Source organism: Mycobacterium sp. DBP42, assembly GCF_005924235.1.
Taxonomy (GTDB): domain Bacteria; phylum Actinomycetota; class Actinomycetes; order Mycobacteriales; family Mycobacteriaceae; genus Mycobacterium; species Mycobacterium syngnathidarum.
In genome coordinates this window covers 45,010-70,114 of the sequence record NZ_VCMY01000029.1, presented here as the reverse complement: position 1 = coordinate 70,114, position 25,105 = coordinate 45,010, and the positions used below count along the sequence as shown (strand labels likewise).

General features: G+C 65.4%; 22 protein-coding genes and 3 pseudogenes. 21 read left to right on the top strand and 4 right to left on the bottom strand.

Going from position 1 to position 25,105, the window contains the following annotated elements; all coding sequences use genetic code 11:
* Window positions 1-44 precede the first annotated feature (44 nt).
* From E0T84_RS22425 to E0T84_RS22400, 6 genes are all read left to right on the top strand, one after another.
* A complete protein-coding gene (locus tag E0T84_RS22425) occupies window positions 45-1,643 on the top strand; it encodes a long-chain-fatty-acid--CoA ligase (protein ID WP_047040644.1) in 1,599 nt (532 codons plus the stop codon).
* Between the two features lie 257 nt (window positions 1,644-1,900).
* A complete protein-coding gene (locus E0T84_RS22420) occupies window positions 1,901-3,055 on the top strand; it encodes an acyl-CoA dehydrogenase family protein (RefSeq protein WP_047040646.1) in 1,155 nt (384 codons plus the stop codon).
* Window positions 3,056-3,166: 111 nt separating this feature from the next.
* Window positions 3,167-4,351, top strand: a complete 1,185-nt coding sequence (locus tag E0T84_RS22415) for a thiolase family protein (protein ID WP_047040673.1) — start codon at window positions 3,167-3,169, stop codon at window positions 4,349-4,351.
* Window positions 4,348-4,752, top strand: a complete 405-nt coding sequence (locus E0T84_RS22410) for a Zn-ribbon domain-containing OB-fold protein (RefSeq protein ID WP_047040647.1) — start codon at window positions 4,348-4,350, stop codon at window positions 4,750-4,752. The genes E0T84_RS22415 and E0T84_RS22410 overlap by 4 nt, the downstream gene beginning before the upstream one ends.
* Complete coding sequence (locus E0T84_RS22405) at window positions 4,752-5,765, top strand: MaoC family dehydratase N-terminal domain-containing protein (protein ID WP_052773273.1); 1,014 nt, start codon at window positions 4,752-4,754, stop codon at window positions 5,763-5,765. Before E0T84_RS22410 ends, E0T84_RS22405 begins: the two co-directional genes overlap by 1 nt.
* Window positions 5,762-6,583, top strand: coding sequence for an enoyl-CoA hydratase/isomerase family protein (locus E0T84_RS22400; RefSeq protein WP_047040650.1), 822 nt, complete (start codon window positions 5,762-5,764; stop codon window positions 6,581-6,583). The genes E0T84_RS22405 and E0T84_RS22400 overlap by 4 nt, the downstream gene beginning before the upstream one ends.
* 356 nt (window positions 6,584-6,939) lie before the next feature.
* Here E0T84_RS22400 and E0T84_RS22395 read toward each other — a convergent pair whose 3' ends face one another.
* Entirely contained in the window at window positions 6,940-8,127 is a 1,188-nt protein-coding gene (locus E0T84_RS22395; RefSeq protein ID WP_047040653.1) for a lipid-transfer protein, read from the bottom strand.
* Window positions 8,128-8,935: 808 nt separating this feature from the next.
* On the opposite strand from E0T84_RS22395, the pseudogene E0T84_RS22390 reads away from it, so the two are divergent.
* Window positions 8,936-9,142 (top strand): annotated as a pseudogene (locus tag E0T84_RS22390) (ABC transporter permease); the annotation flags it as partial.
* An 88-nt stretch (window positions 9,143-9,230) separates the two neighbouring features.
* Window positions 9,231-10,574: an IS256 family transposase gene (locus E0T84_RS22385; RefSeq protein ID WP_074328301.1), complete on the top strand. Its 1,344-nt coding sequence runs from the start codon at window positions 9,231-9,233 to the stop codon at window positions 10,572-10,574.
* A gap of 24 nt (window positions 10,575-10,598) precedes the next feature.
* Here E0T84_RS22385 and E0T84_RS22380 read toward each other — a convergent pair whose 3' ends face one another.
* Entirely contained in the window at window positions 10,599-11,330 is a 732-nt protein-coding gene (locus E0T84_RS22380; protein ID WP_019348133.1) for a hypothetical protein, read from the bottom strand.
* Between the two features lie 18 nt (window positions 11,331-11,348).
* On the opposite strand from E0T84_RS22380, the gene E0T84_RS22375 reads away from it, so the two are divergent.
* The 13 genes and pseudogenes from E0T84_RS22375 to E0T84_RS22315 all read left to right on the top strand — a co-directional run.
* Complete coding sequence (locus tag E0T84_RS22375) at window positions 11,349-11,750, top strand: hypothetical protein (RefSeq protein ID WP_019348132.1); 402 nt, start codon at window positions 11,349-11,351, stop codon at window positions 11,748-11,750.
* A 193-nt stretch (window positions 11,751-11,943) separates the two neighbouring features.
* A pseudogene (locus E0T84_RS22370) lies at window positions 11,944-12,513 on the top strand (ABC transporter permease); the annotation flags it as partial.
* A 9-nt stretch (window positions 12,514-12,522) separates the two neighbouring features.
* Complete coding sequence (locus tag E0T84_RS22365; RefSeq protein ID WP_082131860.1) at window positions 12,523-13,377, top strand: ABC transporter permease; 855 nt, start codon at window positions 12,523-12,525, stop codon at window positions 13,375-13,377.
* 6 nt (window positions 13,378-13,383) lie between these two features.
* Window positions 13,384-14,781: an MCE family protein gene (locus tag E0T84_RS22360; protein ID WP_047040657.1), complete on the top strand. Its 1,398-nt coding sequence runs from the start codon at window positions 13,384-13,386 to the stop codon at window positions 14,779-14,781.
* Window positions 14,782-14,814: 33 nt separating this feature from the next.
* On the top strand, window positions 14,815-15,843 hold the full coding sequence (locus tag E0T84_RS22355) for a virulence factor Mce family protein (RefSeq protein ID WP_047040659.1): 1,029 nt from the start codon (window positions 14,815-14,817) through the stop codon (window positions 15,841-15,843).
* The gene (locus E0T84_RS22350; protein ID WP_047328217.1) at window positions 15,840-17,150 is read left to right on the top strand and encodes an MCE family protein; all 1,311 of its coding nucleotides are present in this window, start codon (window positions 15,840-15,842) and stop codon (window positions 17,148-17,150) included. The genes E0T84_RS22355 and E0T84_RS22350 overlap by 4 nt, the downstream gene beginning before the upstream one ends.
* Complete coding sequence (locus E0T84_RS22345) at window positions 17,147-18,478, top strand: virulence factor Mce family protein (RefSeq protein ID WP_047040154.1); 1,332 nt, start codon at window positions 17,147-17,149, stop codon at window positions 18,476-18,478. Before E0T84_RS22350 ends, E0T84_RS22345 begins: the two co-directional genes overlap by 4 nt.
* Window positions 18,475-19,614, top strand: a complete 1,140-nt coding sequence (locus E0T84_RS22340; RefSeq protein ID WP_047040152.1) for a virulence factor Mce family protein — start codon at window positions 18,475-18,477, stop codon at window positions 19,612-19,614. The genes E0T84_RS22345 and E0T84_RS22340 overlap by 4 nt, the downstream gene beginning before the upstream one ends.
* The gene (locus tag E0T84_RS22335) at window positions 19,615-21,081 is read left to right on the top strand and encodes an MCE family protein (protein ID WP_047040150.1); all 1,467 of its coding nucleotides are present in this window, start codon (window positions 19,615-19,617) and stop codon (window positions 21,079-21,081) included.
* Window positions 21,048-21,731, top strand: coding sequence for a hypothetical protein (locus tag E0T84_RS22330; protein WP_047040148.1), 684 nt, complete (start codon window positions 21,048-21,050; stop codon window positions 21,729-21,731). The genes E0T84_RS22335 and E0T84_RS22330 overlap by 34 nt, the downstream gene beginning before the upstream one ends.
* On the top strand, window positions 21,728-22,327 hold the full coding sequence (locus E0T84_RS22325; protein WP_232530501.1) for a hypothetical protein: 600 nt from the start codon (window positions 21,728-21,730) through the stop codon (window positions 22,325-22,327). The genes E0T84_RS22330 and E0T84_RS22325 overlap by 4 nt, the downstream gene beginning before the upstream one ends.
* 52 nt (window positions 22,328-22,379) lie before the next feature.
* Window positions 22,380-22,724 (top strand): DUF732 domain-containing protein, encoded by a 345-nt coding sequence (locus E0T84_RS22320; protein ID WP_047040178.1) that lies wholly within the window; start codon window positions 22,380-22,382, stop codon window positions 22,722-22,724.
* A 79-nt stretch (window positions 22,725-22,803) separates the two neighbouring features.
* A pseudogene (locus tag E0T84_RS22315) lies at window positions 22,804-23,211 on the top strand (CAP domain-containing protein); the annotation flags it as partial.
* A gap of 154 nt (window positions 23,212-23,365) precedes the next feature.
* On the opposite strand, the gene E0T84_RS22310 reads toward E0T84_RS22315, so the two are convergent.
* Together E0T84_RS22310 and E0T84_RS22305 are read right to left on the bottom strand one after the other, a co-directional pair.
* Complete coding sequence (locus E0T84_RS22310) at window positions 23,366-24,409, bottom strand: MBL fold metallo-hydrolase (protein WP_047040146.1); 1,044 nt, start codon at window positions 24,407-24,409, stop codon at window positions 23,366-23,368.
* A gap of 52 nt (window positions 24,410-24,461) precedes the next feature.
* Window positions 24,462-25,088 (bottom strand): TetR/AcrR family transcriptional regulator, encoded by a 627-nt coding sequence (locus E0T84_RS22305; RefSeq protein ID WP_232530502.1) that lies wholly within the window; start codon window positions 25,086-25,088, stop codon window positions 24,462-24,464.
* Window positions 25,089-25,105: the final 17 nt, after the last annotated feature.

The window sequence follows — 25,105 nt, the reverse complement described above, 5'->3', positions numbered from 1 at the left end:
TGCACCGCCCGTTAGCTGCTTTCCATGGCGGAAGGAGAGCGCCGATGACCGCGGTGGATCTGCAGAAGAATCTTGTGACACGCGTCAACGTCGGGGACATGCTCACCCGCACCGCGTGGCGGCGCCCCGAGCACGAAGCCGTGGTCGACGGCGAGCGCCGGCTCACCTATCGTGCGTTGAACGCCGCGGTGAATCGGCTGGCCAACGCGCTGGCGACCGCGGGCTACCAGCGGGGTGACGCGCTCGCTCTGGCCTGCGGCAACAGCATCGAGTTCCTTCTCACCTATTACGCGTGCGCCAAGACCGGAGTGGTGTGTGTCCCGATCAACCTCGCTTGGGGCGCGTCTGAGACGGCCTACGTGCTTGAGCATTCCCACACCAAAGGGGTGGTTGTGGAGAGCCAACTGGCCGAACTCGTCGGGGCGGCGTTAGACCGCCTCGAACAACGCAAGGTGACCGATGTGATCGTCGCACCTGGCACCGGCACACAATGGGAATCCGCCGGTTCGCATTGGTGGCGGGCGATGAGCGAGTTCGTCGGCGACGCCTCCGACGCCGAACCGGAATGCTTCGTCGATGACCGCGACGCGATCAGCTACCTCTACACCAGCGGAACGACGTCGGCGCCAAAGGGGGTGGTGAGCAGTCATCTCGCGGTCTACATCGAGTCACTCACGGCCCCCCTGGTGTTGCGGTTCAGCGAGCAGGACCGGTCAGCGGTGATGATGCCGCTGTTTCATACCGCCCAGCTCAACGGGTTCACCACGGGGCTGATGTACGTCGGCGGCACCGCGGTGTTGATGCGTGCGTTCGACCCTGGCGCGCTGATGGCGACCATCGAGGCGGAACGGGTTACCCAGATCTTCGGGCTGCCGATGATGTACCGGGCGATGATGGACCACCCCGACATCGCCAAGCGTGACTTGTCGAGCCTGCGTCTGGCGTTGTATGCGATGGCGCCGATGCCCGACACCGACCTACGCATCGCCATGGAGGTATTCGGCTGTCAGTTCGCGCTCGGTTTTGGCCAGACCGAGATGAACCCGCTGACGACCGTCTTTCCGCCTGAGTATCAGCTCTCGCATGCGGGCTCCGTCGGCCTGCCGGTTCCCAATGTTCAGGTGGGGATCATGGACGACGCCGGCAATCTGCTCCCTCCTGGTGAGGCTGGCGAGATCGTCTATCGCGGCCCGCACGCAATGGAGGGTTACCTGCGCAACCCAGAGGCCACCGCCGAGGCGTTCGCGCACGGTTGGTTTCATTCCGGCGACATCGGACGCTTCGATGCCGACGGACTGCTGTGGTTCGCCGACCGCAAGAAGGACGTGATCAAGACCGGCGGTGAGAACGTGGCCTCCATCGAGGTCGAAAAGGCGCTCTACGACGGGGAGCCCCGAATCCAGGAGGTGGTCGTGGTCGGATTGCCGCACCAGCGATGGACCGAGGCGATCGTGGCGATCGTCACCCCCAAACCGGGTGCCGAGCTCACCGAGGATGACGTGCTGGCTGCGGCGCGCCGCCGGTTGTCGGGGTTCAAGGTCCCGAAGGCGGTGATCTTCACCGACAAGATGCCCCGCACCGCGACGGGCAAAGTGCAAAAGAATGTGCTACGCGACCAGCACCAAGGATATTTCCAGACCTAACCGTCAATCGCTTGCCTTGGGACGCGTCGGAGACAACGCTGGCGGCGGACGCTCCCATATGGTGGCTTGCGCCCGGATGTTAATGGCCGATAACGTGTGATCGTGGGCTGAATGCTCCGCGCCGCATCGCCGGGCCGATCGGTCGGTCGGTCGGTCGGCAGACTGTGCAGTCGACGCCGACGGGTTGCGGCTGCAACGTCGTTCACCGGGTCGTTGGACCGCCGGTAATGCTCAGTTGACAGGAAAGGTGTGTTGGGATGGAGCTTTGCGAAAGTGACGAGCGACGGGATTTGCGGGCGGCGGTGGCGGCGATTGCGCGTTCGTATGGCCATGAGTACTACCTGAGCAAGTCGTTGGCGGGGGAGAAGTCCACAGAGCTGTGGCGGGAGATCGGCAAGCAGGGGTTTTTGGGAGTGAACATTGCCGAGGAGTACGGCGGTGGGGGTGGGGGTATCTACGAGCTGCACGCGGTGGGTGAGGAGTTGGCCGCGGCGGGTTGTCCGCTGTTGATGACGGTGGTATCACCGGCGATCTGCGGCACGATAATTCAGGCGTTTGGCAGCGAGGAACAAAAGCAGCGGTGGCTGCCCGGGATCGCCAGTGGTGACATGATCATGGCGTTTGCGATCACCGAACCGGATGCGGGTTCTAATTCGCACAACATCGCCACGACCGCGACGCGTGACGGCGACGAGTGGGTGCTGCGCGGCACCAAGTACTACATTTCCGGGGTCGATGAGGCCCAGGCGGTCCTGGTGGTGACCCGGACCGGCACCGACGAGCGGGGTCGGGGGCAGCTGTCGCTGGTGGTGGTGCCCACCGACGCTGCCGGGCTCCAGAAGACACTCATCCCGGTGCAGGCAGTCACCCCCGAGAAGCAATTCACGCTGTTTTTCGACGACGTGCGGGTGCCCGCCGAAAACCTGGTCGGGGAGCAGGACGAGGGGCTGCGACAGGTGTTTATGGGGCTGAACCCGGAGCGGATCATGGGCGCGGCGTTGAGCACCGGGATCGGCCGCTACGCGCTGGACAAGGCGTGCGCTTACGCCAGGGAACGCCAGGTCTGGAATACCCCGATCGGCGCGCATCAGGGCGTGGCGCATCCGCTGGCGCATGCCAAGATTCAGGTCGAACTGGCGCGGCTGATGACCCAGCGGGCGGCCGAGTTGCATGACGCCGGGAATTCTGGTGCGGGAGAGGCCGCCAACATGGCGAAGTACGCCGCGGCGGAGGCGGGGATCCTGGCGTTGGATCAGGCGATCCAGACACACGGGGGCAATGGGATGGCCACCGAATACGGGTTGGCAACGCTGTGGGGGCCGGCGCGGCTGATGCGCACCGCGCCGATCAGCCGGGAGATGATCCTCAATTTCGTCGCCCAGCACAGCCTGGGCCTACCCAAGTCCTACTGACGTCGGGGGCGATTCCTGGTGAGCGCATCGGCGACGGCCGCTTTGATGACGTTCGACGGGTTCTTGTACGGGCTGGCGACGTATTGGTATCTGAACGATTGCGAGGTTGTCATGAGTTCGCGTGCCCTTGCCGGCCGTCCCGCCATCGCGGCGGTCGAGGAACTGCGCCCAGGGCGATATCCCGACGAGGACGGGGCGGGCATGCCGGAATTGGTGCTGCGCCGGTTCTTGGAAGGCGCTCAGGTTGGGCCCGACGACGTCGATGGTCTGCTGGTGTGCCCGGCGGGCATGGCCGCGGGGCATGGCGCTGATATCTTCGTCCATGAGCGGCTCAACGACGCCCTGGGGATTCGTCCACGGTTCTGCGAGACGATCAACGCGGGCGGCGCGACCTACACGATCATGCTCTCGCGTGCAGCGCTGGCGATCGGCGCGGGCCTTGCGGACTCGGTGCTGTGCGTCGGGGCGGGCAAGTTTCCCAAGGTGGGCGCGGGCGGCGCAGACGCCATGGCACGCATGATCAGCCACCCCGACTTCGAGTATCCCTATGGCAGCTTCATTCCGGCGCTTTACGCGCTGGCGGCCACCCGGCACATGGCCGAACGTGGTACATCGCGGGACGCCCTGGCGGCGGTTGCGGTTTGCAGCCGCGACTGGGCGCTGCGACACCCCGACGCCCTGATGCGTGACGCCGGCCCGCTCACCATCGAGATGGTGCTGGATTCACGCCCGATCGCGTGGCCGTTCAACCTGCTGGACTGCTCGGTGCCCTGCGAGGGAGGCGCGGCGTTCCTGGTCACGAGCGGTGAGCGGGCTCGCGAACTCACCGAACAGCCCGCATATCTGCTCGGCTTTGGGGAGTTCCACGACCACGGCAACATCAGCCACGCAAGCGACTTCGCCACGATGGGCGCCGGCGTTTCGGCGCGCGCCGCATTCGACATGGCGGGCGTGTCTCCGTCCGATGTGGACCTCGCCGAACTCTACGACGCGTTCACCATCAACCCGATCTTGCTGGTGGAGGAGACCGGCCTGGTCGAGCCGGGCAAAGGAGGCCACTTCTTCCTGGACGGTCGCGGCGCCCCGGGCGGCGATCTGCCGATCAACACCTACGGTGGGTTGCTGTCGTTCGGGCACACCGGCGACGCTTCGGGCATGTCGATGCTCGTCGAGGGGGCACGTCAAGTGATGGGCCAAGCCGAAGGCCGCCAAGTGGACGCCGAGATCGCGCTGGTTCACACCTACGGCGGCGTGATGGCCGACCACTCGACGGTCCTGCTGGGAAGGACACCATGACAACCCCACCGGTTCCCGCGCTGACCGCGAGCACGGCGGTCTACTGGCAGGAAGCGGCCGCGGGCCGGTTCGTGCTGCCACGATGCCGCGCCTGCGGCCGGTTTCACCACCATCCTCGCCGATGGTGTCCGTATTGCTGGGGAACCGATCTGACGTGGGAACAACCCTCGGGGCGAGGGACGGTGCTCACCTACACCGTGGTCTACCAGCCCCCGTCGCCGGCCTTCGCGGTGCCCTACGTGCTGGCCGTCATCGAATTGTCGGAAGGCCCGCGAATGATGGCCAACGTGGTCGACTGTTCGCCGGAGGACGTTGAGGTCGGCACACCGGTCGAGGTCACGTTCGAACCGCGGGGCGAACTCGCGATTCCGCAGTTCCGCCCGATCGGGTCCGCACGCTGATGGGCGTTAATTACGCCGACGCGCTCAGCTACGTGGTCACCGGGCCGGCCGAAGAAGCGGCCGTCTGGGTGGGCCGCGAAGTAACCAGTCGGTCGCCGTTCGCGGTCAACGAAGCCCAAATCGCCTACTTCTGTGCCCTGATAGAGGATGCTGACGAGAATTACTGGGATACTGAGGCCGCGACGACGAGATACGGGGCTCGGATCTCGCCGCCGGGCATGCTCATGGTGTGGGCGTTCCCGCTGCCGTGGAACCCGCGGCGCAAGCCCGAACACGCGCCGGTGCTCGCGCTGGAGGTGCCGCTGCCGGGTACCACGCTGATCAACGTCTCGACAGACAGCCGGTTTTTCGCCCCGATGCGGGTCGGGGACCGGCTCATCTCCACCGAGCGGGTGGAATCGATCTCGGCAGAGAAACGAACCGCACTGGGTGTCGGGCACTTCGTGACCACGCGCAGTGAATGCCGCAACCAGAATGGCACCCTGGTGGCGACCAACGACAACGTGCTGTTCCGCTACGTTGTTGGGGCGGGCGGAACCCCTCAACGACGACCGGGCCCGGCCGAACAACCCCGCGCTGAGCCCGTCGAGGTGTTGCCTGAGGTGACGATGCCGGTCACCGTCACGCGGTGCGTACTAAACGCGGCCGCCACCCGCGACTTCTTCCGTGGTCACCACGACCAGGCCTACGCCAAAGAGCAGGGTGCCCGCGATGTCTACCTGAACACGATGTTCTTCCACGGGTTGGTGGACCGGATCGGCAAGGCGTGGGCCGGCCCGCAGGCATGGCTTGCTCGTCGGCAGTTGCAGATGATGGCCCCGGTGTGCGCTGGCGATACGCTGCGGACCGACGGGCGGGTGCTGGCAGTGAACCAACGCGACACCGCGCGGACAGCCACCGTCGCCGTCGACTGTCACACCGAACACGGACTTTCCGCGCGGTCCCTACTCACTTTCAACCTCGACGGTCTCCGTGCGCGGCGCCTACTGTCTGATCAAGGAGAGACTCGATGAGCAGCTATGACCAGTACCAGCACCTCACGTTCGACCGCCCCAGCGAGGGCGTTCTGCAAGTCACCATCAATCGGCCCGACCGGCTCAATGCCGCCAACAAGCGGTTGCACTGGGAGTTGGGCAAGGTGTGGCTCGACGTCGGCACTGACTCGCAAACTCGGGTCGCCGTTGTCACGGGCGCTGGCAAGGCTTTTTGCGCGGGGGGTGACCTCGACATGGTGCTCGATCAGGCAAACGACTTCTCGCAGATCGTCGAGACAATGGCCGAGGCACGCGACATCGTCTACAACATCGCGAATTGCGACAAACCAATCATCTCGGCGATCAATGGGGTGGCCGTCGGTGCGGGACTGGCGGTAGCTTTGATGGCTGACGTTTCGGTGATAGCCGAGGACGCGCAGCTGACTGACGGCCATCTACGACTCGGGGTTGGCGCCGGCGACCATGCCGCAATCGTCTGGCCCATTCTGTGTGGCCTTGCCAAGGCCAAGTATTATTTGCTGACCGCAGATTTCATTGACGGGAAAGAGGCCGAGCGAATCGGCTTGGTCAGCCTGTGCCGTCCGCCCGAGGAAGTCCTGCCCACCGCCCTTGAAGTGGCTCAAAAGCTGGCTGGTGGCCCGCAGCACGCCGTTAGGTGGACCAAACGGGCGTTGAACCACTGGGTGCGAAACGCGGGTCCGATTTTCGAGGCTTCACTGGCGCTTGAGATGCTGAATTTCTTCGACGTAGATGTGATTGAGGGCGCGTCCGCCATCAAAGATCGCCGCCCTCCGCGGTTTCCTTCCGCAGCTAACCACGAACGTGACGAGGGCTAGGGCCGAGCGCTGAAAAAAACGGTAGCGAAATGTCTGCTGCGCTCGGGCATGAACTGCGGTCCCTGAACGGTGCGCGAACAGCAATCGATGTGTGACTTCAATGCGGTCCCAGGTCAACGCATGCTGATATGGGGCATGTCGCCTGCGATGATCACTAACCGGCTGTTCGAGATTGATTGCCACCAGAAAAGGCGGCTGAACCCTCAGTCGGAGGGCGCGGGCGGCGCCGTGGTCGAAGTAGACGGGATCGGCCTGTCCGGTAACTTTGGCGCAGAAAGCGGAGCCTGCCGGCGTCGATCGTCATGGTCATCTCGGGCAACGCTTCTTTCGTAATACCGCCTCACTACCGGGGCATGTCAACGTGTTTTCTCGTAGAGCGTGACGACCGCGGCCCCGCCGAGACCGATGTTGTGTTGCAGCGCGAGGTTGACGTCCTCCACCTGCCGCTCTGCGGCCTGGCCTCGGAGCTGCCACACCAGCTCGGCACACTGGGCGAGGCCCGTTGCCCCCAGAGGATGCCCTTTGGAGAGCAGCCCGCCGGAGGGGTTGGTCACGACCTGGCCGCCGTAGGTGTTGTCGTCGTCGGTGATGAATCTTTCCGCGGTGCCCTCTGGGGTGAGCCCGAGCGCCTCATAGGTCAGCAGTTCATTGGTGGTGAAGCAGTCGTGCAATTCGACGACCCGGATGTCGATGGGGTCGACCCCGGCTTGTTCGTAGACCTGCCGTGCCGCCGACTGCGCCATGTCATAGCCCACCAGCTTGGCCATGTCGGCGTCGGCGAAGCTGGTGTCGGTGTCGGTGGTCAACGCCTGCGCGGCGATAGCGACCGTGGTGTCGAGGCCGCGGCGGCGGGCGAACTCCTCGCTGCACAGCACCGCGGCCGCCGCTCCGCAGGTGGGCGGGCAACACTGCAACCGGGTCAATGGGCCATAGATATGCGGGGAGGCCAGCACCTCTTCCACTGTCAGGGGATCACGGAACACCGCGTAGGGGTTATTGGCCGCGTGTCGGCGCGCCTTCACCGCGATCTTGGCGAAGGTCTCCGGACGGATTCCGAACCGGTCGGCGTACTGGGCGCCCGCGCCGCCGAACCACAGTGCCGGCATGGGTACCCCGTCGGGGCAGTCTTGCGCTCCGCTGGCGGCCTCGGCGAACCGCGCGAAGGGTGTCGGCCGATCATCCCAGTGCGACTTCAGCGCGCCACGTTGCATCTGCTCGAACCCGAACGCGAGGACGCAGTCTGCAGCACCACCGGCCACCGCCTGGCGAGCTAGCCACAACGCCGAGGAGCCCGTGGCGCAGTTGTTGTTCACGTTGACCACCGGCACGCCCGTCATCCCGACTCGATACAGCGCATTCTGTCCACACGTCGAATCGCCGTAGACATAACCGGCATAGGCCTGCTGCACGTCGGCGAGATCCACACCGGCATCGGCCAGCGCGGCTTTGACAGCGCCTTCTGCCATCACGTCGTAGGGATCACTGTTGCTCGGGGTGGCGAACGGCACCATTCCCACCCCGACCACAAAGCTCCGCCCTGTCATCCGCTCCTCCAGTCGCAAATCGACCCGATGATGTTACTAACCTTTCACTATCCGGTGGCGACTGTCCGGTCTCGCCGGCTCGCACGCGTACACCAACCGTACGGACCGGGAAGTGGCGTTGCGACAGGATCGCAGCCAGGCCGCCCTCCCCATTCTATCCTCATGATGATCCATATGTATAGCTCGGCCCCCATTCTCCCGCAGCTTACTCGCAGCAAACTCAACAGGATCCCTGGCCGCCAGTTTCCTGGGAAGACCGCGGCGCTCGCCGCTCAGGCGCGCCACCTAGAAGCGACCCATAGGCGATGCAGTGGTATCGGCGGCTTCATGGTTTTCGGCTCGCCCACCGAGCGGAATTGCGGATGTCGTCACGTCGTATGTGCTGCCCTCCTCCTAATCCGTCTCTGCACCACGGACACGCTGTTGCTTCTCCTGAGTCCGGTTGGCGCGGGCTGCGCAACTCGGCTCCGGTCTAGTTCGCCGGGACCGAACCGGTGGAAGGCGCCGGTGGCGGGCAGGTGCGCGCAAGCCGAAAGGCTGGCCAGCGGTATCTCATGCAACACAGCATGGGCGGGCAATCTCTGGCAACGATGCAAAGGGGGGTGACGGCAATCACAACGTCCTCTATAGTATCGCCAATGCTTACCAGAAATCGGTGTGCCGGGGACGTGCGAAAGAACGGAGGTGGTCTGATGACGGTGCTGGCTGTGACGCGCACACCTGAGCTACTGGTCATTCACGCAACGCTCAGCGGCCCAGCCGGCCGTCAGCGGCGGTCGGAGGGCGTGGTCAGCGGGAACCCGTCGTGATGGCGTCGCGCGTTCTATTGACCCCGATGCGCGGTGTCGGCGACTTCTTTGCGATGTCGCTAGACACGTTTGTGCAGATGTTCCGCCCGCCGTTCGCGTGGCGTGAGTACCTGAGTCAAACCTGGTTTGTGGCGCGGGTGTCGATGCTGCCGGCACTGATGTTGACGCTGCCGTACTCGGTGCTGTTGGTGTTCATCTTCAGCATTGGTCGTGTCCGGGACGCGGTGTAAATACGGAGCACGGGCGTAGGTTCCGCTTCACGACCTGCAAGTCTGCGAAGAAGGAGTCACGCCCGTGCCTGTTCGAGTATCAGCCGTCGATCGCATCCGCACCAGAATCGATGCCCTATTTGCCGAGGATCGGGAGCTTTCGGAGATCCTTGAAGAGGTTGCCCGGCTGGGCGCTCAACTGTTGATGCAGGCGGCCCTGGAGGCTGAGGTCACCGAGTTCCTCGGTCGCGAACGCTACCAACGCGCTGCTGCCTGTCCCGACGCTAACGGCGGCTCGCGCAACGGGTATCGACAGGTGACGGTGAAAACCACCACTGGGCCGGTTACGTTGGAGCGGCCGAAGCTGCGTGGCACCACCGCAGCGTTTGCGTCGCGGTTGTTCGGCAAGCACGTGACGAGAACCAACGCCTTGGAGACGCTGGTGATTGCCTCGTTCGTACGCGGGTTATCGGTGCGCGACGTGCAGGCCACCCTCGCCGAAACACTTGGCGACCAGGCCGCGATCTCCAAATCCACGGTCTCGGAAGTGTGCAAGGCGATCCGAGCCGAATACCAGGCGTGGGCGCGTCGTCGACTTGACGAGATCACGCTGGATTACCTGTTCTTGGATGCCAGCTTCTTTCGGATGCATCCGGGGTCGCCGGCCGAGCCGGTGCTGGCCGCCTGGGGCATCACCACCGAGGGCAAGCCGGTGTTCGTCGGGTTGGCGCCCGGGACCGGCGAGTCGACCGACGCATGGGCCGACTTCCTGACTGATCTGGGCGATCGCGGCCTGGGTTGTCCACTGTTGGTTGTCTCTGACGGCGCCAAGGGCCTGATCGCAGCCATCGAACAAATTTTCCCAAAAGCGTTGCGGCAGAGATGTCTTATTCATCGACTCCGCAACGTGCTCGCGAAGATTCCCGCCGGGATGCAAGCCGAGGTCCGCGACGGCTACTGGGCCATCTTCGATACCGCCGATCTGACGGTTGAACCGGGGCCTGGGCTCGTTGAGATCATCGACAAGCGGATCGAGGCGTTCGCCGCCAAATACTTCGACCTCTATCCGGCGGCGATGCGCATTCTGCTCACCGACAAAGCTGGGTTGACTGCCTATCTGCGGTTCCCGGTCGAACACCATGGGCGCGTTCGACATTCGAATTTTATTGAGCGCTCCTTTGGGGAGACCAAGCGTCGGACCAAGGTCATCGGCCGATTCCCCGGCGAGACCAGCGCCGTTAGCCTGGTATGGGCGGTGCTCGACCGGGCCTCGGCCGGTTGGCGCGGGCTGTCCATGACACCGGTCGGTACCCGATTGCTGCACGACCTACGTCGATCGCTGCTGGACCCACCCCGTGAACTGCGGCTGACACCGTCCACCACGAGTAACGGCACCAACCCCGCAGATCCCATCTCGGCCACCGCGTAACAACTCCGTGTCGCTTTGGCAGGCTCAGTTTCGGTGACGGCTGGCGGTGACCAGGTCGATCGGTGGGATGTAGCCGGTGATGCTGTTGATGGTGCGATGCAGGCCGTGGTGCAGCGCGTCGATGTCGCAGCGGGCCAGGCCGCCAGCGGTGGCGATGACGTGTTCGGTGGTGAACGCCAGGTCGTTGATCGTGCCCAGGATGCGGCGGTCGGCGGTCTTGGCCACGGCCACCTGCTGGGGATCAAGATCGCCGAGCGTATCGGCGGGCAGACCCTCGACGTGCAACGCGGCCTGGATCGCCGAGACGACCGGCGGGCCGATCGGGCGCAACCCGGCGGCGGTGACGTTCGGCATGAACACCGAGAACAAGGTCCCGGCGTGGGTCACCAGCAGGCATTTGCGTCGGTCGATCCAGACCAGGTGGGCATACCAGTCGGTCGCGCAGGCTTGGCCGATGGCCGGCTCAGGCGCCCTCAGCAGCGCCAACACCTTGGCGGTACATCGCAGCATCACGACCCATGATCGTAGGCAGCGTCCCCGAGGATCGGTACCCAAGAACACCGCGACGTGGCGCCGGTACAGTGTGGCGACGTGTTGGTCGCCGATCTGCATCACTTCCTCGACATGCCGCACGACGCTTCCGGTCCCGCGCGCCGCCTGGCACAACACCTGGGCGACATTGTCCGGGCGGGCACCGCCGGCCAGGTCGGTGATCGGTGGGTATCGGCATTGCCGTGTCGGCGCCGCCCCGCCCACAGGCGCTGCCCCGGGCGGATGACCATCGCTATCGCCTCGGCCGAGACGGCGGCGCCGATCCGATGGTCGTGCAGCGTCTGCGACGACGAGGGGGTGATCAGCAACTGGGCAGACTCCCCATACGACCTGCGCCGCCGCCGCTCCAGCGTTGCCGGCGACCTCAAGGAGGTCATCGTCAGCGACACGACCGCCGCCGTGTTACGCGACCTGATGCTGCTTGACCCCGACTGTGAGCGACTGGTGTACGGCATGCGCGCCCACCCAAACGGCGCTGCCTTACTGACCAATGCCGACGACCTCGAAGAGCTTATCGGGTTCGTAGCCGCCGAAGCCAACCACGAACCCAACCGCCGCCGCCAAGACCGCCTCGACGCCGCGTTCAACGCACTGACCGACGCCGCCCAAACCCTCTCCAGCTGAGCATCTCTCGGCCCTACGCATCAGCCCTGGGCGCGCCAAAGCATCCGCAGCAAGCTACCGAACCCGCTCGCCGTTATCCCCAACACCACCAGCTCAAGCTGCAAGAGCCTGTCACTTGAGTTCCCCAGCCCGTATGCTCACCCACGAAGCTGCGAACCGACCGGTGCTTTTACACCCACTTTCGGACGCGACCTTCAGCATTCTGCTGACCGAGTTCGGAGCGGCGGATTTCTCCGGCACCGGCGCCGCGATCGGGACAGTGAACCAGATCGGCCCGATCGTGACGGTTCTGGTGGTGTCCGGCGCGGGCGCCACCGCGATGTGTGCGGATCTGGGTGCGCGGACGATTCGCGAGGAGGTCGACGCGCTGCGGGTGATGGGCATCAACCCGATCCAAGCGCTGGTGGTTCCTCGGGTGCTCGCCGCCACCACGGTGTCGTTGGCCCTGGCCTCCACGGTGATCTTGGTGGGCCTGACTGGGGCGTTTTTCTTCGTCGTCAGCATCCAGCACGTCTCACCGGGTGCGTTCGTCGCGGGGCTAACGGTGCTCACCGGCGCCGCCGATGTTGTCGTCTCGTTGACCAAGGCGATGCTGTTCGGGCTGGCGGCCGGGCTTATCGCGTGCTACAAGGGCATTTCGGTGGGCGGCGGCCCGGCCGGTGTGGGCAATGCGGTGAACGAAACCGTGGTGTTCACCTTTATGGTGCTGTTCGCCATCAACGTCATCGTCACTGCCGTCGGCATCCAGTTCACGGTGCAGTAAGGGCGATCCATGAGCAGCAGTGTCGTCTCGAGTTTGCACCCGGGGCTTCGGCGCGCCCTCGAGTCGCTGATCGCCGGGTGGAACAGCATCGGCGCACAGACACGGTTCTACGTCACGACCCTGAGTTCCATCCCGGACGCCGTTGTCCACTGCAGGACCGAACTGCTGCGGCTCATCGCCCAGATGGGTTTGGGCTCTGGGGCATTGGCCGTGGTGGGGGGCACGGTCGCGATCGTTGGCTTCTTGACGATGACCACTGGCGCGTTGGTCGCGGTGCAGGGCTACAACCAGTTTGCGTCCGTCGGGGTGGAGGCGTTGACGGGGTTTGCCTCGGCCTTCTTCAACGTCCGGCTCATCGTGCCGGGCACCACCGCGGTGGCGCTTTCGGCCACCATTGGCGCCGGCGCCACCGCTCAGATCGGAGCGATGCGCATCAACGAGGAGATCGACGCGCTCGAGGTGCTCGGTGTTCGCACCGTCGCCTATCTGGCCTCCACCCGGGTATTGGCCGGTGTCATCGTGGTGATTCCGCTGTACTGCGTGGCGGTGATGATGGCGTTTCTCGCCGCGCGCACCGGCACCACGGCGATTTATGGGCAGGGCTCGGGCGTGTACGACCACTACTTCAACACATTCCTCAATCCCACCGACCTGATCTGGTCGTTCTTTCAAGCGGTCGCGATGACGGTGGTGATCCTTCTGGTGCACACCTACTACGGGTACACCGCAACCGGCGGTCCCGCCGGTGTCGGGGAGGCCGTGGGGCGTGCGGTGCGCACCTCCATGGTGGTCGCGGCGGTGGAAATCGTATTCGTCTCGCTGGCTATCTACGGCCAGTCCGGCAATTTCAACCTGGCGGGGTGACCGGGGATGAATCCCAGGCCGGGTGAGAACCGGTTCCACTCCGCGTGGTGGACGCTGATTCTGTTTGTGGCGATCGCCGCGTTTGTCTTCGTGACTTCGAGCACCTTTGCCGGCACCTTCAGGTCCTTTGTGCCGGTGACGCTGACGTCTGATCGCGCGGGTGTGGTGATGGAGACCGGCGCGAAAGTGAAGATGCGCGGTGTTCAGGTCGGCCGCGTCGCCCAGATCACCGCTGGCAAGAACTCCGTGAGCCTCACGTTGGAGATTGAGCCGGATCAAATCCGGTACATCCCCGCCAACGTCGAGGCGCAGATCAACGCCACCACGGCGTTCGGCGCCAAGTTCGTCGAGCTGATCCCGCCGGAGCACCCGAGTGTCCAGCGGCTTGCCGCCGGCGCGGTGCTGCGCTCGATCAACGTCGCCACGGAGATCAACACCGTGTTCGAGAACATCGTCGATTTGATCGGGGTTATCGACCCGGCCAAGTTGAACGCCGTGCTGACCGCGGTGGCAGAGGCCGTGCGCGGACAAGGCGAACGCATCGGTGAGGCCACCACCGACCTCAACCAGGTGTTGCTGGCGCTCAACGCCCGCAGCGACACCCTCCGCCAAGACTGGCGCTCGTTCAAGAGCTTCAACGACACCTACAGCAGTGCCGCAGAGGACATCGTGGCGGTTCTGAATGCGGCCAGCACCACCAGCACGACCATCGTGGATCACGCAGAAGCGCTGGACGCGTTGCTGCTCAACGTCACCGGCATGTCCACCGCCGGGATCAACCTGCTCGGTGCGAGCAAAGACAATCTCGTCCGGTCGGTGGAGGTTCTCCAGCCGACGACGGACCTGCTGCTGCAGTACAGTCCCAGTTACGCCTGTGCGCTGCAGGGCGCGACGTGGTACCTCAACAACGGCGGCTACACGGCGTGGGCGGGTGCCGACGGGCGGTCGGCCCAGTTCGATGCGGCGCTCATGTTCGGTAACGACCCGTTTCTCTATCCGGACAATCTGCCCATCGTCGCCGCCAAGGGCGGCCCCGGCGGAAAGCCGGGATGCGGCTCGATGCCCGACCCGACCAAGAACTGGCCGGTGCGACAGTTGATCACCAACGTCGGCTGGGGGACAGGCCTGGACTGGCGGCCCAACCCCGGCATCGGACACCCCTGCTGGGTCGACTTCTTCCCGGTCACCCGCGCCGTCCCGGAACCCCCGAGCATCCGGCCCTGCCTGCCCGGGCCGGCGCCCGGCCCGGTTCCCTACCCGGGGGCGCCGCCCTACGGGGCGCCGCTGTACGGACCGGGCGGAACACCCCTGTGGCCCGGGGTGCCACCCCCGCCGCCGCCACCACCGACACCAGGCACGGCCCCGACCGCGGCCATACCGGCTCCCGTGCCGCCGCCCGGGTGACCCGACCGTGAACGACAGGGAACAGGAGAGAGTGTGAGCAAACAGCTGAAGGGCACCATTTGGCGCCTGGCCGTCTTCCTGTCGGTTTGTGCCCTCGGCACGTTCGCCCTGCTGGCGGTCTTCGCGGAATTCCGGTTCGACGTGGGCAAGACCTACTTCGCCCAGTTCAGCAACGTGTCCAATATGAGAAAGGGCAGCCTCGTCCGCATCGCCGGGGTGGAGGTCGGCAAGGTGCGCAGCATCTCGGTGAACCGGGACTCCACCGTACGAGTCGAATTCTCCGCCGAGAACTCGGTCGTCCTGACCGAGGGAAGCCGCGCGGTGATCAGGTACGACAACCTGTTCGGCGACCGCTACCTAGCACTTGAGGAAGGCGCCGGGGGGGTCAAGACATTGCAGCCCGGTGACATGATTCCGCTGGCCCGCACCGAACCCGCGCTGGACCTCGATGCGGTGATCGGCGGCTTCCGGCCGCTGTTTCGCGCGCTGGACCCAGATCAGGTCAACGCCCTCACCGGCCAGCTGATCCAAGCGTTTCAGGGCGAAGGCTCCGCGATCGGATCATTTCTGAACCAGGCCGCGGTATTGACCAACACACTGGCGGACCGCGATCAGCTGTTCGGGCAGGTCATCACCAACCTCAACGTGGTGCTGGGGTCACTGGGTGACCAGTCAGACCAGCTCGACAAGGCGGTCACCTCGCTGTCGGGCCTGATCGACGGGCTGGCCGGCCGCAAGAAGGACATCGCTAACGCAGTGGCCCACACCAACGCGGCCGCCGGTTCGGTGGCCGATCTGCTCACGCAGGTCAGGGAGCCGTTCCAGAAAGTTGTGCACGAGACCGACCGCGCCGCTGGGATCGTGGTCGCCGATCACGACTACTTCGACAACCTCCTAAATACGCTGCCAGACAAGTACAAGGCGCTGGCGCGGCAAGGGATTTACGGCGACTTCTTCAGCTTCTACCTGTGCGACTTGATCCTGAAGCTCAACGGAAAGGGCGGGCAGCCGGTGTATGTCAAGGTGGCCGGACAAAGCACGGGGCGGTGTGCGCCGAAATGAAATCCTTCTCCGAACGCAATACCCCGCTGATCGGGGCCATCGGCGTCGCAGCCGTCGCGGCCATCGTCCTTGCCGCGCTCAACTTCCAGAAACTCCCCTTCCTGAACCAGGCCAACGAGTATTCGGCCTATTTCGCCGACGCCGGCGGGCTGCACACCGGTGCCTCGGTCGATGTCTCCGGTTTTCCCGCGGGAAAAGTGTCCAGCATGGAACTCGACGGGGCACGCGTGCTCGTCACGTTCAGCGTCGACAGGAAGATCTTTCTGGGCGATCGCACCGAGGCGGCGATAAAGACCAAGAGCCTGCTGGGCAGCAAGGTGCTCGACGTCATATCCCGCGGGGACGGCGAGCTCACCACCACCATCCCGATCGAGCGGACGGTGTCGCCCTACCAGCTGCCCGACGCCCTCGGCGACCTGGCCACCACGATCAGCGGGCTGAACACCGACCAGCTGTCGGACTCGCTGGCCACCCTGGCGCAGACTTTTTCCGGCACCGCACCAGAGCTGAGGAACGCGGTGCAAGGGGTTGCCCGGTTCTCCCAGACACTCAACGAACGCGACGCGCAACTGCGCAACCTGCTCGCCAACGCCAGAAAAGCCACAACGGTACTGGCCCAGCGCACCGATCAGATCGTCACCCTGGTCAAGAGCACCAATGCCCTGTTGGTTGAGCTCCGAACCCAAAGCAGCGCAATCGATCAGATCTGGAACAACATCTCGGCGGTCGCCCAGCAACTGAAGGGGTTCATCGCCGAGAACCGGCAGCAACTGCGGCCGGCGCTGGAGAAGCTCAACGGGGTGCTGGCCATCGTGGATAACCGCAAAGAGCGCATCCAGGATGCGATCAAGCGGCTCAACGCCTACGCGCTTTCGCTGGGCGAAGCCGTCTCATCGGGGCCGTTCTTCAAGGCATACCTGGCGAACCTGCTCCCGGGCCAGTTCGTGCAGCCCTTCGTCGACGCTGCGTTCTCCGATCTCGGGCTCGACCCGGCCACCGTGCTGCCCTCCGAGCGTATCGACCCCCCCACCGGCCAGCCCGCAACCCCGGCGCTGCCGGTGCCCTACCCGCGGACCGGGCAGGGCGGCGAACCCAGATTGACGCTGCCCGACGCGATCACGGGCAAGCCGGGTGATCCGCGCTATCCGTACCGGGAGCCCCCGCCGGCCCCGCCGCCAGGTGGACCCCCGCCCGGACCGCCCGCACCGCCGCCGCCCGGCGTGCAAAACACACCCGAGCCGACACCCTCCCCGGTCTACGTGCCAGCACCGGGTGAGGTGCCCGCACAACCCGGAGGACAGCCATGACCAGGGCGCGTCTCATCCGCGCAGCCGCCGCGACCGTCCTCGTGGCGGTGCTCGTCAGCGGGCTATTCGTCGCCCTCGGCCGCACCGGCGCGGCGGCCAAGACCACGGTGGTCGCCTTCTTCCAGAACAGCAACGGCCTGTTCGCCGGCGACGATGTGCGGATCCTGGGTGTGCCCGTCGGGCGCGTCGCCACGATCGAACCGCAGCCGCAGCGGGTCAAGGTCACCTTCTGGATCGACCGCAAATATTCGGTTCCCGCCGACGCCAAGGCGGTCATCCTGTCGCCTCAACTGGTGACCGGGCGCGCCATCCAGCTGACCCCCGCCTACACCGGCGGACCCGTGATGCGCGACGGCGCGGTGATCCCGCAGGACCGCACCGCGGTCCCGGTCGAGTGGGACGACTTCCGGGCGCAGGTTGAGCGGCTGACCGAACTGCTGCGGCCCACCCAGCCCGGAGGCGTCAGCACGCTGGGCGCGTTCATCAACACCGCGGCCGCCAACCTGCGCGGCCAAGGTGCGAACATCCGCGACACCGTCGTCAAACTGTCGCAGGCGTTGTCGGCCCTCGGCGACCACAGCGACGACATCTTCTCCACCCTGAAAAACCTGGCGACGCTGGTGTCGGCGTTGCACGACAGCAGTGGCCTGCTCGGACAGCTCAATGAGAACCTGGCCGCCGTCACAGGGTTGTTGGCCGACGATCCGGACAAGGTCGGTCGGGCGGCCGGGATGCTCAACGACGTGGTCGCCGATGTGCAGAGTTTCGTTGCGGAGAATCGCGATGCGCTGGGCACCACCTCGGACAAGTTGGCCTCGGTCACCACGGCGATGGTCGACAGCCTCGACGACATCAAACAAACCCTGCACATCCTGCCCTCGACGCTGCAGAACTTCATCTTCATCTACGAACCGGCCGGCGGTACGATGACCGGCGCCATCGCGGTCAACAACTTCGCCGACCCGATCAGTTTCCTGTGCGGCGCGATCCAAGCGGCCTCCCGTCTCGGCGCCGAACAGGCGGCGAAACTGTGCGTGCAGTACCTCGCACCGATCGTGAAGAACCGCCAGTACAACTTCCCGCCACTGGGCGAAAACCTCATCGTCGGGGCATCGGCACGGCCCAACGAGGTCACCTACAGCGAGGACTGGATGCGACCCGACTACGTGCCGCCCCCCGTCGAGGCGGCCGCGCCCCACCCGCCCGAGCCTGCGCCGCTGGCCGCCGAGGCTGCTGCGCCGGATGCCGCCGCGCCGCCCACGCCGGTCACCACCAACCCATCCGATGGCCTCCCCGGCCTCATGGTCCCCCCCGGAGGCGGCTCATGACAGCGCGACAATCCTCCCGCGTCGCGGTGAAACTGCTCATCATCCTCACGCTGGCCGGGCTGCCCGGCTGCGGCTGGCGCGGGCTGAACTCGCTTGCACTGCCCGGCACCGAGGGCGCCGGGCCGGGTTCCTTCGTCGTGCAGGCGCAGATGCCCGAGGTCAGCAATATCCAACCGAACTCCCGCGTGCAGGTCGGTGACGTGACCGTCGGCACCGTGACGAGAATCGAGCGTCAAGGCTGGCATGCCCTGGTGAGCATGCGGCTCAACGGCGACGTCGACCTGCCCGCCAACGCGACCGCCAAGCTCGGCCAAACCAGCCTGCTGGGTTCGCTGCACGTCGAGCTCGCCCCGCCAGCGGACGCGCCACCGGACGGCAAACTGCGTGACGGATCGCTGATCCCGTTGGCGCGCGGGGGAGCCTACCCGACCACCGAACAGACCCTGGCCGCGATCTCCATGCTGCTCAACGGCGGCGGACTGGGCCAAGTCCAGGACATCACCCGGGCGTTTTCCACCGCGTTCCGGGGGCGTGAACACGACCTGCGCAGCATGATCGAGCAACTCGACAAATTCGCCACCCTCACCAATGACCAGACCGGTGACATCATCGCGGCCACGGACAGCCTCAACACCCTGGTCGGCAAGTTCGCCGACAACAAACCCGTTCTCGACACCGCGCTGCGCAAAATCCCCGATGCGCTGGCCGAGCTCAACAGCGAGCGGGACAACCTCATCGAGGCCGCCGATCAGCTCGGCAAGTTCAGCGCACTGACCGTCGACACGGTCAACCAGACCAAAGAAAATCTGGTCAAGGAACTCAAGGACATCGGGCCGGTGTTGGAAGCGCTGGCCAACGCCGGCCCCAGCCTGACACGTGCGCTCAGCCTCTACACGACCTATCCGTTCCCCAACGAAACCGTCGAGAAGTGGATGCGCGGCGACTACGGCAACCTCAGCCTGATCGTTGACCTCACGCTCAGCCGCATCGACTCTGCGCTCTTCACCGGTACGCGCTGGGAGGGCAACCTCACCGAGCTGGAGCTGCAATGGGGCCGCACCATCGGGCAACTCCCGAGCCCCTACACCCAATCCAACCCGCTGATCATTCCGTACCGCTGGGACCAGGGACGCTAAATGTATTTGCACAAACGCGTGAAGGTTCAGCTGGCCATCTTGACGGTGCTTGCCGTCGTCGTGATCTCGTTGATGACGCTGCACGTCATGAAGCTGCCGGCCAAGCTCTTCGGTGTCGGCCGGTACACGGTGACGATGGAATTGCCGCAGACCGGCGGGCTGTATGCGACCGGCAACGTCACCTACCGCGGCACCGAAGTGGGGCGGGTGCAGTCGGTGCACCTCACCGACACCGGTGTGGCCGCGGTGCTGTCGCTCAAATCCGGCATCGACATCCCCTCCGACGTCAAAGCTGAGGTACACAGCCAGTCGGCGATCGGTGAACAATATGTCGACCTGCTGCCCCGCAGTGACACCGCACCGCCGCTAAAGAACGGCGACGTCATCCCGCTGCGGGACGCCTCCGTGCCACCTGACATCAACAAGCTGCTCACCGCCGTCAACACCGGCTTGCGGGCGATACCGCGGGATAACCTCAACACCGCCGTAGACGAGGCATACACCGCCGTCGGCGGGCTGGGCCCAGAACTGGCCCGGCTGGTCAGGGCCTCCACCCGGCTGTCGATCGACGCCCGCGCCAACCTCGACTCACTGACGTCGCTGATCGACCAGTCCCAGCCGGTGCTCGACTCGCAGACCGATACCTCCGATGCGATCCAGGCATGGGCGGCCAACCTGGCCACGGTCACCGCCGAACTGCAAACCCATGACAACGCGGTGGCCGGAATCATCGACCACGGCGGCCCCGCCGCCGGCGAGGTGCGACAACTCTTCGAGCGGTTCCAGCCGACCTTGCCGATCCTGCTGGCCAACCTGGTCAGCGTCGGCCAGGTCGCCCTCACCTACCGAAACGACCTCGAACAACTCCTCGTGCTGCTGCCGCAAGCCGCAGCGATCCGCGGCGGAAGTGTCGTCGCCAACGCCAACACCAAGCAGGACTACCGTGGCGAGTGGATCAGCTTCAACCTCAACATCAACCTCCCACCGGCCTGCACCACCGGATTCCTACCCACCCAGCAACGGCGTCCACCGTCCTTCGAGGACAGCCCGGAGCGTCCCGCCGGCGACGTGTACTGCCGGGTGCCCCAAGATTCACCGTTCAACGTCCGCGGAGCGCGCAACATCCCCTGCGAGACCGTCCCCGGCAAACGCGCACCCACGGTGCGAATGTGCGAAAGCGACGAGCAGTATGTGCCGCTCAACGACGGCTTCAACTGGAAGGGCGACCCCAACGCCACCCTGTCCGGGCAGGACATCCCCCAGGGAGCTCCCGGATCACCGCCGACCGGAGCGCCGCCTCCCGCTGCCGTGAGCCCACCCCCACCACCGGTAGCGGCCGCCCAGTACGACCCCGCCACGGGCACCTACATCGGACCCGATGGCCAGCAATACACCCAATCCGACCTCGCGCAGACCGGCCCGAAGGAGAAGACGTGGCAGACGATGCTGACACCACCGGGCAGCTGAGAACCGCCGGCCGCACCTCGACGCTCATGCCGGATGAACGCGCCGCGTCCGCGCCGATCGGTGCTGAACCGACGCATGGCGGCGATGCCGGCACCGCCGAAGACGCCAGCAGCGGACCCGACGGCAAGGACACACACACCGCACCCCCGGGCGAGCCGAGGACGACCCGCTCGCCGCTGCGGGCCGCGATGCTGGTAGGGGTGGCCGTCGTCATCGCGCTGGCGACGCTGGCGGGATGGCTGGGATTTCGTCTCCACCACCTGCACGAGGCGCAGACCGAGCGAAATGCGTATGTGCAGGTGGGCAGGCAGGCGGCGCTGAACCTGACGACGATCGATTGGCAGAACGCCGACGCCGATGTGCGCCGCATCATCGACGGGGCAACCGGGCAGTTCTACGACGACTTCACGAAGCGATCACAGCCGTTCATCGCCGTGGTCAAACAGACCAAATCGACCACCATCGGCACGGTCACCGAGGCCGCGCTGGAGTCGAAGACCGCGGGCACCGCCCAGGTGCTCGTCGCCGTGACCGTCAAGACGACGAATGCCGCTGTGCCCGACCAACGGCCACGGGCCTGGCGGATGCGCATCTTCGTGCAGCAAGTCGGCGATCAGCCCAAGGTGTCTAACGTGGAGTTCGTGCCGTGAGGTGGCCGAAATCGCGTCGTACCGGCGATCCCACCGACACCGACTCGGCCCAGGAAACACCCACCGCGACCGAGGACGACTGCGAGCACACGCCGGCTACGATGAAACGAAGCATCCGCTGGTCACGTGTGCTCGCCTACGGGATGCTGCCCGGCCTCGCGCTGCTGCTGGCCGCGGCCGCCGGCGGGCTGAAATGGCAGGTCGGTTCCCTGCGTGAGGCCCAGCTTGCCAGCGTCGAGTCCGTGCGGGCCGCCACCGACGGAACAATCACGATGCTGTCCTACAAGCCCGACACCGCCGAGAAGGATCTGACCGCCGCCCAAAACCGACTGACAGGACAATTCAAGGATTCCTATGCCTCGCTAACACATGACGTGGTGATCCCCGGGGCGAAGCAAAAACAGATCTCCGCGGTCGCCAACGTTCCGGCCGCGGCGTCGGTGTCGGCCACCGCGAACCACGCGGTCGTCCTTGTTTTTGTCAACCAGACCGTCATCGTCGGCACGGACGCACCCACCAGCACCACCTCATGCGTGCGAGTGACGCTGGACAAACACGATGGCCGATGGCTCATTTCCCAATTCGAGCCGATTTGACAACATGATCGGGGTTCGATTCACAGCGCCGCGCAACATTCAGACCGTATGCATGGCGATGTGCTGGGCGGCAGGGCTCGGTGTGGCAACTGCGCAGGCACCTCACGCTCATGCCGACCCGGTGGCCTATCTGGTCAACGTGACCGTGCGGCCCGGCTACGGCTTTCCGAACGCCGACGCGGCCTTAGGCTACGGTTACGGCATTTGCGACAAGCTGTCCGGCGGCGAAGGCTACGGGCAGCTTATCGGCGATCTGCAGGCTGATTTCCACACCGCCGACGACTATCAGGCCTCCTATCTGATCACCCAGTCGGTCAACGAACTCTGCCCGGCGTTGATCTGGCGCCTGAGGAACTCGGCTGCACACGACTGGCCGCCGCCTAGAGATGACGGCTGACGTCGAGGAGATGAACATGCGGCATTTGCTGTTGACCGTGCCGGCCGTGGTGGTCGTCGCCGTCGGTGCTGTGGTTGGCATGCCGATCGCACACGGCGACAACAAACGACTCAACGACGCGGTGGTCGCCAACGTGTACACCATTCAGCACCAGGCAGGCTGCACCAACGACGTCACGATCATCCCGCAACTGCAACGTGCCGCCGAATGGCACGCCCGGGATGTGCTGAACAATCGCGACCTCAACGGTGATATCGGGTCTGACGGTTCGACGCCGCAAGACCGCGCCGACGCAGCCGGTTTCCAGGGTCGGGTGGCCGAAACGGTGGCGATCAATCCGGCCCTAGCGATCAGCGGTGTGGAGTTGATTAGCCGGTGGTATGACAACGCGGCATATCTCGCCATCATGTCCGATTGCGCCCACACTCACATCGGCGTGTGGTCGGAGAACAGTTTCGACCGCACCGTCGTGGTCGCCGACTACGGGTAGCCAGAGCGGGCCAGATCCCGCACATCGAAGCGACACGGTACATCGGCCGTCGGCCTCACGCCTGTGGTGTTGTCGGAGCTGACGGCACAGCCACGGACATGGGCGGTGCCTGAAGGCGCAATGTCGAGGCCGTCGGATACAGGATCGCGGGTCACTGCTTCGGCCACCATGTGGTGACGGTGTCACGCATCGGTTCTACGCGGTGCTCTGCCGCCAAGAGCGCCAGATGGGCCAGTGTTTCACCGTTGGCGGCCCGGCGCATGAAGTTGGGTACCTGAGCCCAGGGCCGCGACCACCCCAGGCGGGTGGTGATCTGCCAGCAGGTTGCCCCAGGGCAGTCGGCCACCGCGCGTTCGATCTCACCAAGGCGCGTGCGGTGATGGGCGAAAAGTTCGTCCAGCCTGGTTGTGAACGCGTCGAAGCGGTATTCGTGGGCGGGAAGCACCTCGTCGGGTTGATATCCACGCAGTTTGGCCAGCGAGGCGAGGAAGTCGGCGAGGGGATTGGCGGCTTGCTGGGGATGCACGGAGATGTTCGGGGTGATCCGCGGCAACACACAATCGCCGGTCAGCATCAGCCTGCGGTCGGGCTCGGCGAAGCAGAGATGCCCGGGCGAATGGCCGGGCGTCCAGATCGCGCGCAGGTTCCAGCCCGGCAACGGGAGACGATCGCCATCGTCGATGAACCGGTCCGGTTCGGCCTGCCGGACGAACTGCCGGATTCCAAGCGACGCCGAGCTCAGTTCGTCCAACTCGACCTCGGGCACCCCGCAGTCCACCAAGAGGTCCCGCATACTCGCCACGAGAGGTTCTACCTCGCCGTAGCGGGTGGGCAACACCGCGGCATCGGCCGGGTGCACCCCGACCCATGCTCCGGAATGCTCGCGCACCCGCCCAGCCAATCCGTAGTGGTCGGGGTGGACGTGCGTGATCAGCACCGCAGAGACGTCGGTGATGTCGCATCCGGCCTTGGACAGTCCCTCGACGAGGGCCGTCCACGCTTCCTCGGTGTCCCAGCCGGCGTCGACGATGGCGACCCCGTCAGGCAGCTCGAACGCATACACCAGCACGTATCGCAACGGATTGTCCGGGATTGGCACCGGGATCGACCACAATCCCGGTCGCACCTGCTCGACCGGCGGCAACACGCCGTCGACCCAGGCCTGCCGCTGAACGGCCCCCGGCGCCTCGGCCATGGCTGTGTTCCTCCTGTCGCGGTCCCGACGCACACCGTCACACGCACAAATGTTAGTCATCGTTCACAATCCTGGGCAGGTCGTCGCTGGCTGCTATGCCGAGCACCGCGTAACCCATGGCGGCCAGACGGGCAGCGACCCGCTCGGGGGGCAGGCCGGTGTCGCGGTAGTGAAGGATCGACTGGATCGCGCCGATCGCACCATGTACGACCGCGCGGACGTCGGCCTCATCAAGCTCCGGCCGCAACTCCGCGACCACGTGCACCCATTCCTCGAGATACAGTCGCTGCTTACGTCGCAGGCGGCGCCGCTGCTCATCGGACAAGTTATGCAACTCGCGGTAATAGACAATCGCCAGCTCCCGATCGTTGATCACCAGCGAGACATGGTCGGCGACCAGCCCAGTCAACGCCTCACGCTCATCACGAGCCTGGTCCACGATGGTCGAGGCCCGCTCCAGCAGCGCGTCGATCACCCGCTCGAACAGCGACGCGAGCACGGCGGCCTTGCTGTCGAAATGCCGGTAGATTCCCGGTCCCACGATTCCAGCCGCCACACCGAGATCCGTCATCGACACGGCGTGATATCCCCGCTCGGCGATGAGCTCGGCGGCCGCGGCCAGAATCCGCTCACGACGTTCGCTTCCCCGAGTCCGTTGAGTAACGATCGCTCCGCTCACCGTGCCCCTTCCTCTTG

Excerpts from the sequence above, each read along its gene's own strand:
- E0T84_RS22425 (WP_047040644.1), top strand. The coding sequence starts at position 45 with ATGACCGCGGTGGATCTGCAGAAGAATCTTGTGACACGCGTCAACGTC.
- E0T84_RS22420 (WP_047040646.1), top strand. The coding sequence starts at position 1,901 with ATGGAGCTTTGCGAAAGTGACGAGCGACGGGATTTGCGGGCGGCGGTG.
- E0T84_RS22415 (WP_047040673.1), top strand. The coding sequence starts at position 3,167 with ATGAGTTCGCGTGCCCTTGCCGGCCGTCCCGCCATCGCGGCGGTCGAG.
- E0T84_RS22410 (WP_047040647.1), top strand. The coding sequence starts at position 4,348 with ATGACAACCCCACCGGTTCCCGCGCTGACCGCGAGCACGGCGGTCTAC.
- E0T84_RS22405 (WP_052773273.1), top strand. The coding sequence starts at position 4,752 with ATGGGCGTTAATTACGCCGACGCGCTCAGCTACGTGGTCACCGGGCCG.
- E0T84_RS22400 (WP_047040650.1), top strand. The coding sequence starts at position 5,762 with ATGAGCAGCTATGACCAGTACCAGCACCTCACGTTCGACCGCCCCAGC.
- E0T84_RS22395 (WP_047040653.1), bottom strand. The coding sequence starts at position 8,127 with ATGACAGGGCGGAGCTTTGTGGTCGGGGTGGGAATGGTGCCGTTCGCC.
- E0T84_RS22375 (WP_019348132.1), top strand. The coding sequence starts at position 11,349 with ATGACCATCGCTATCGCCTCGGCCGAGACGGCGGCGCCGATCCGATGG.
- E0T84_RS22365 (WP_082131860.1), top strand. The coding sequence starts at position 12,523 with ATGAGCAGCAGTGTCGTCTCGAGTTTGCACCCGGGGCTTCGGCGCGCC.
- E0T84_RS22360 (WP_047040657.1), top strand. The coding sequence starts at position 13,384 with ATGAATCCCAGGCCGGGTGAGAACCGGTTCCACTCCGCGTGGTGGACG.
- E0T84_RS22350 (WP_047328217.1), top strand. The coding sequence starts at position 15,840 with ATGAAATCCTTCTCCGAACGCAATACCCCGCTGATCGGGGCCATCGGC.
- E0T84_RS22345 (WP_047040154.1), top strand. The coding sequence starts at position 17,147 with ATGACCAGGGCGCGTCTCATCCGCGCAGCCGCCGCGACCGTCCTCGTG.
- E0T84_RS22340 (WP_047040152.1), top strand. The coding sequence starts at position 18,475 with ATGACAGCGCGACAATCCTCCCGCGTCGCGGTGAAACTGCTCATCATC.
- E0T84_RS22335 (WP_047040150.1), top strand. The coding sequence starts at position 19,615 with ATGTATTTGCACAAACGCGTGAAGGTTCAGCTGGCCATCTTGACGGTG.
- E0T84_RS22320 (WP_047040178.1), top strand. The coding sequence starts at position 22,380 with ATGGCGATGTGCTGGGCGGCAGGGCTCGGTGTGGCAACTGCGCAGGCA.
- E0T84_RS22310 (WP_047040146.1), bottom strand. The coding sequence starts at position 24,409 with ATGGCCGAGGCGCCGGGGGCCGTTCAGCGGCAGGCCTGGGTCGACGGC.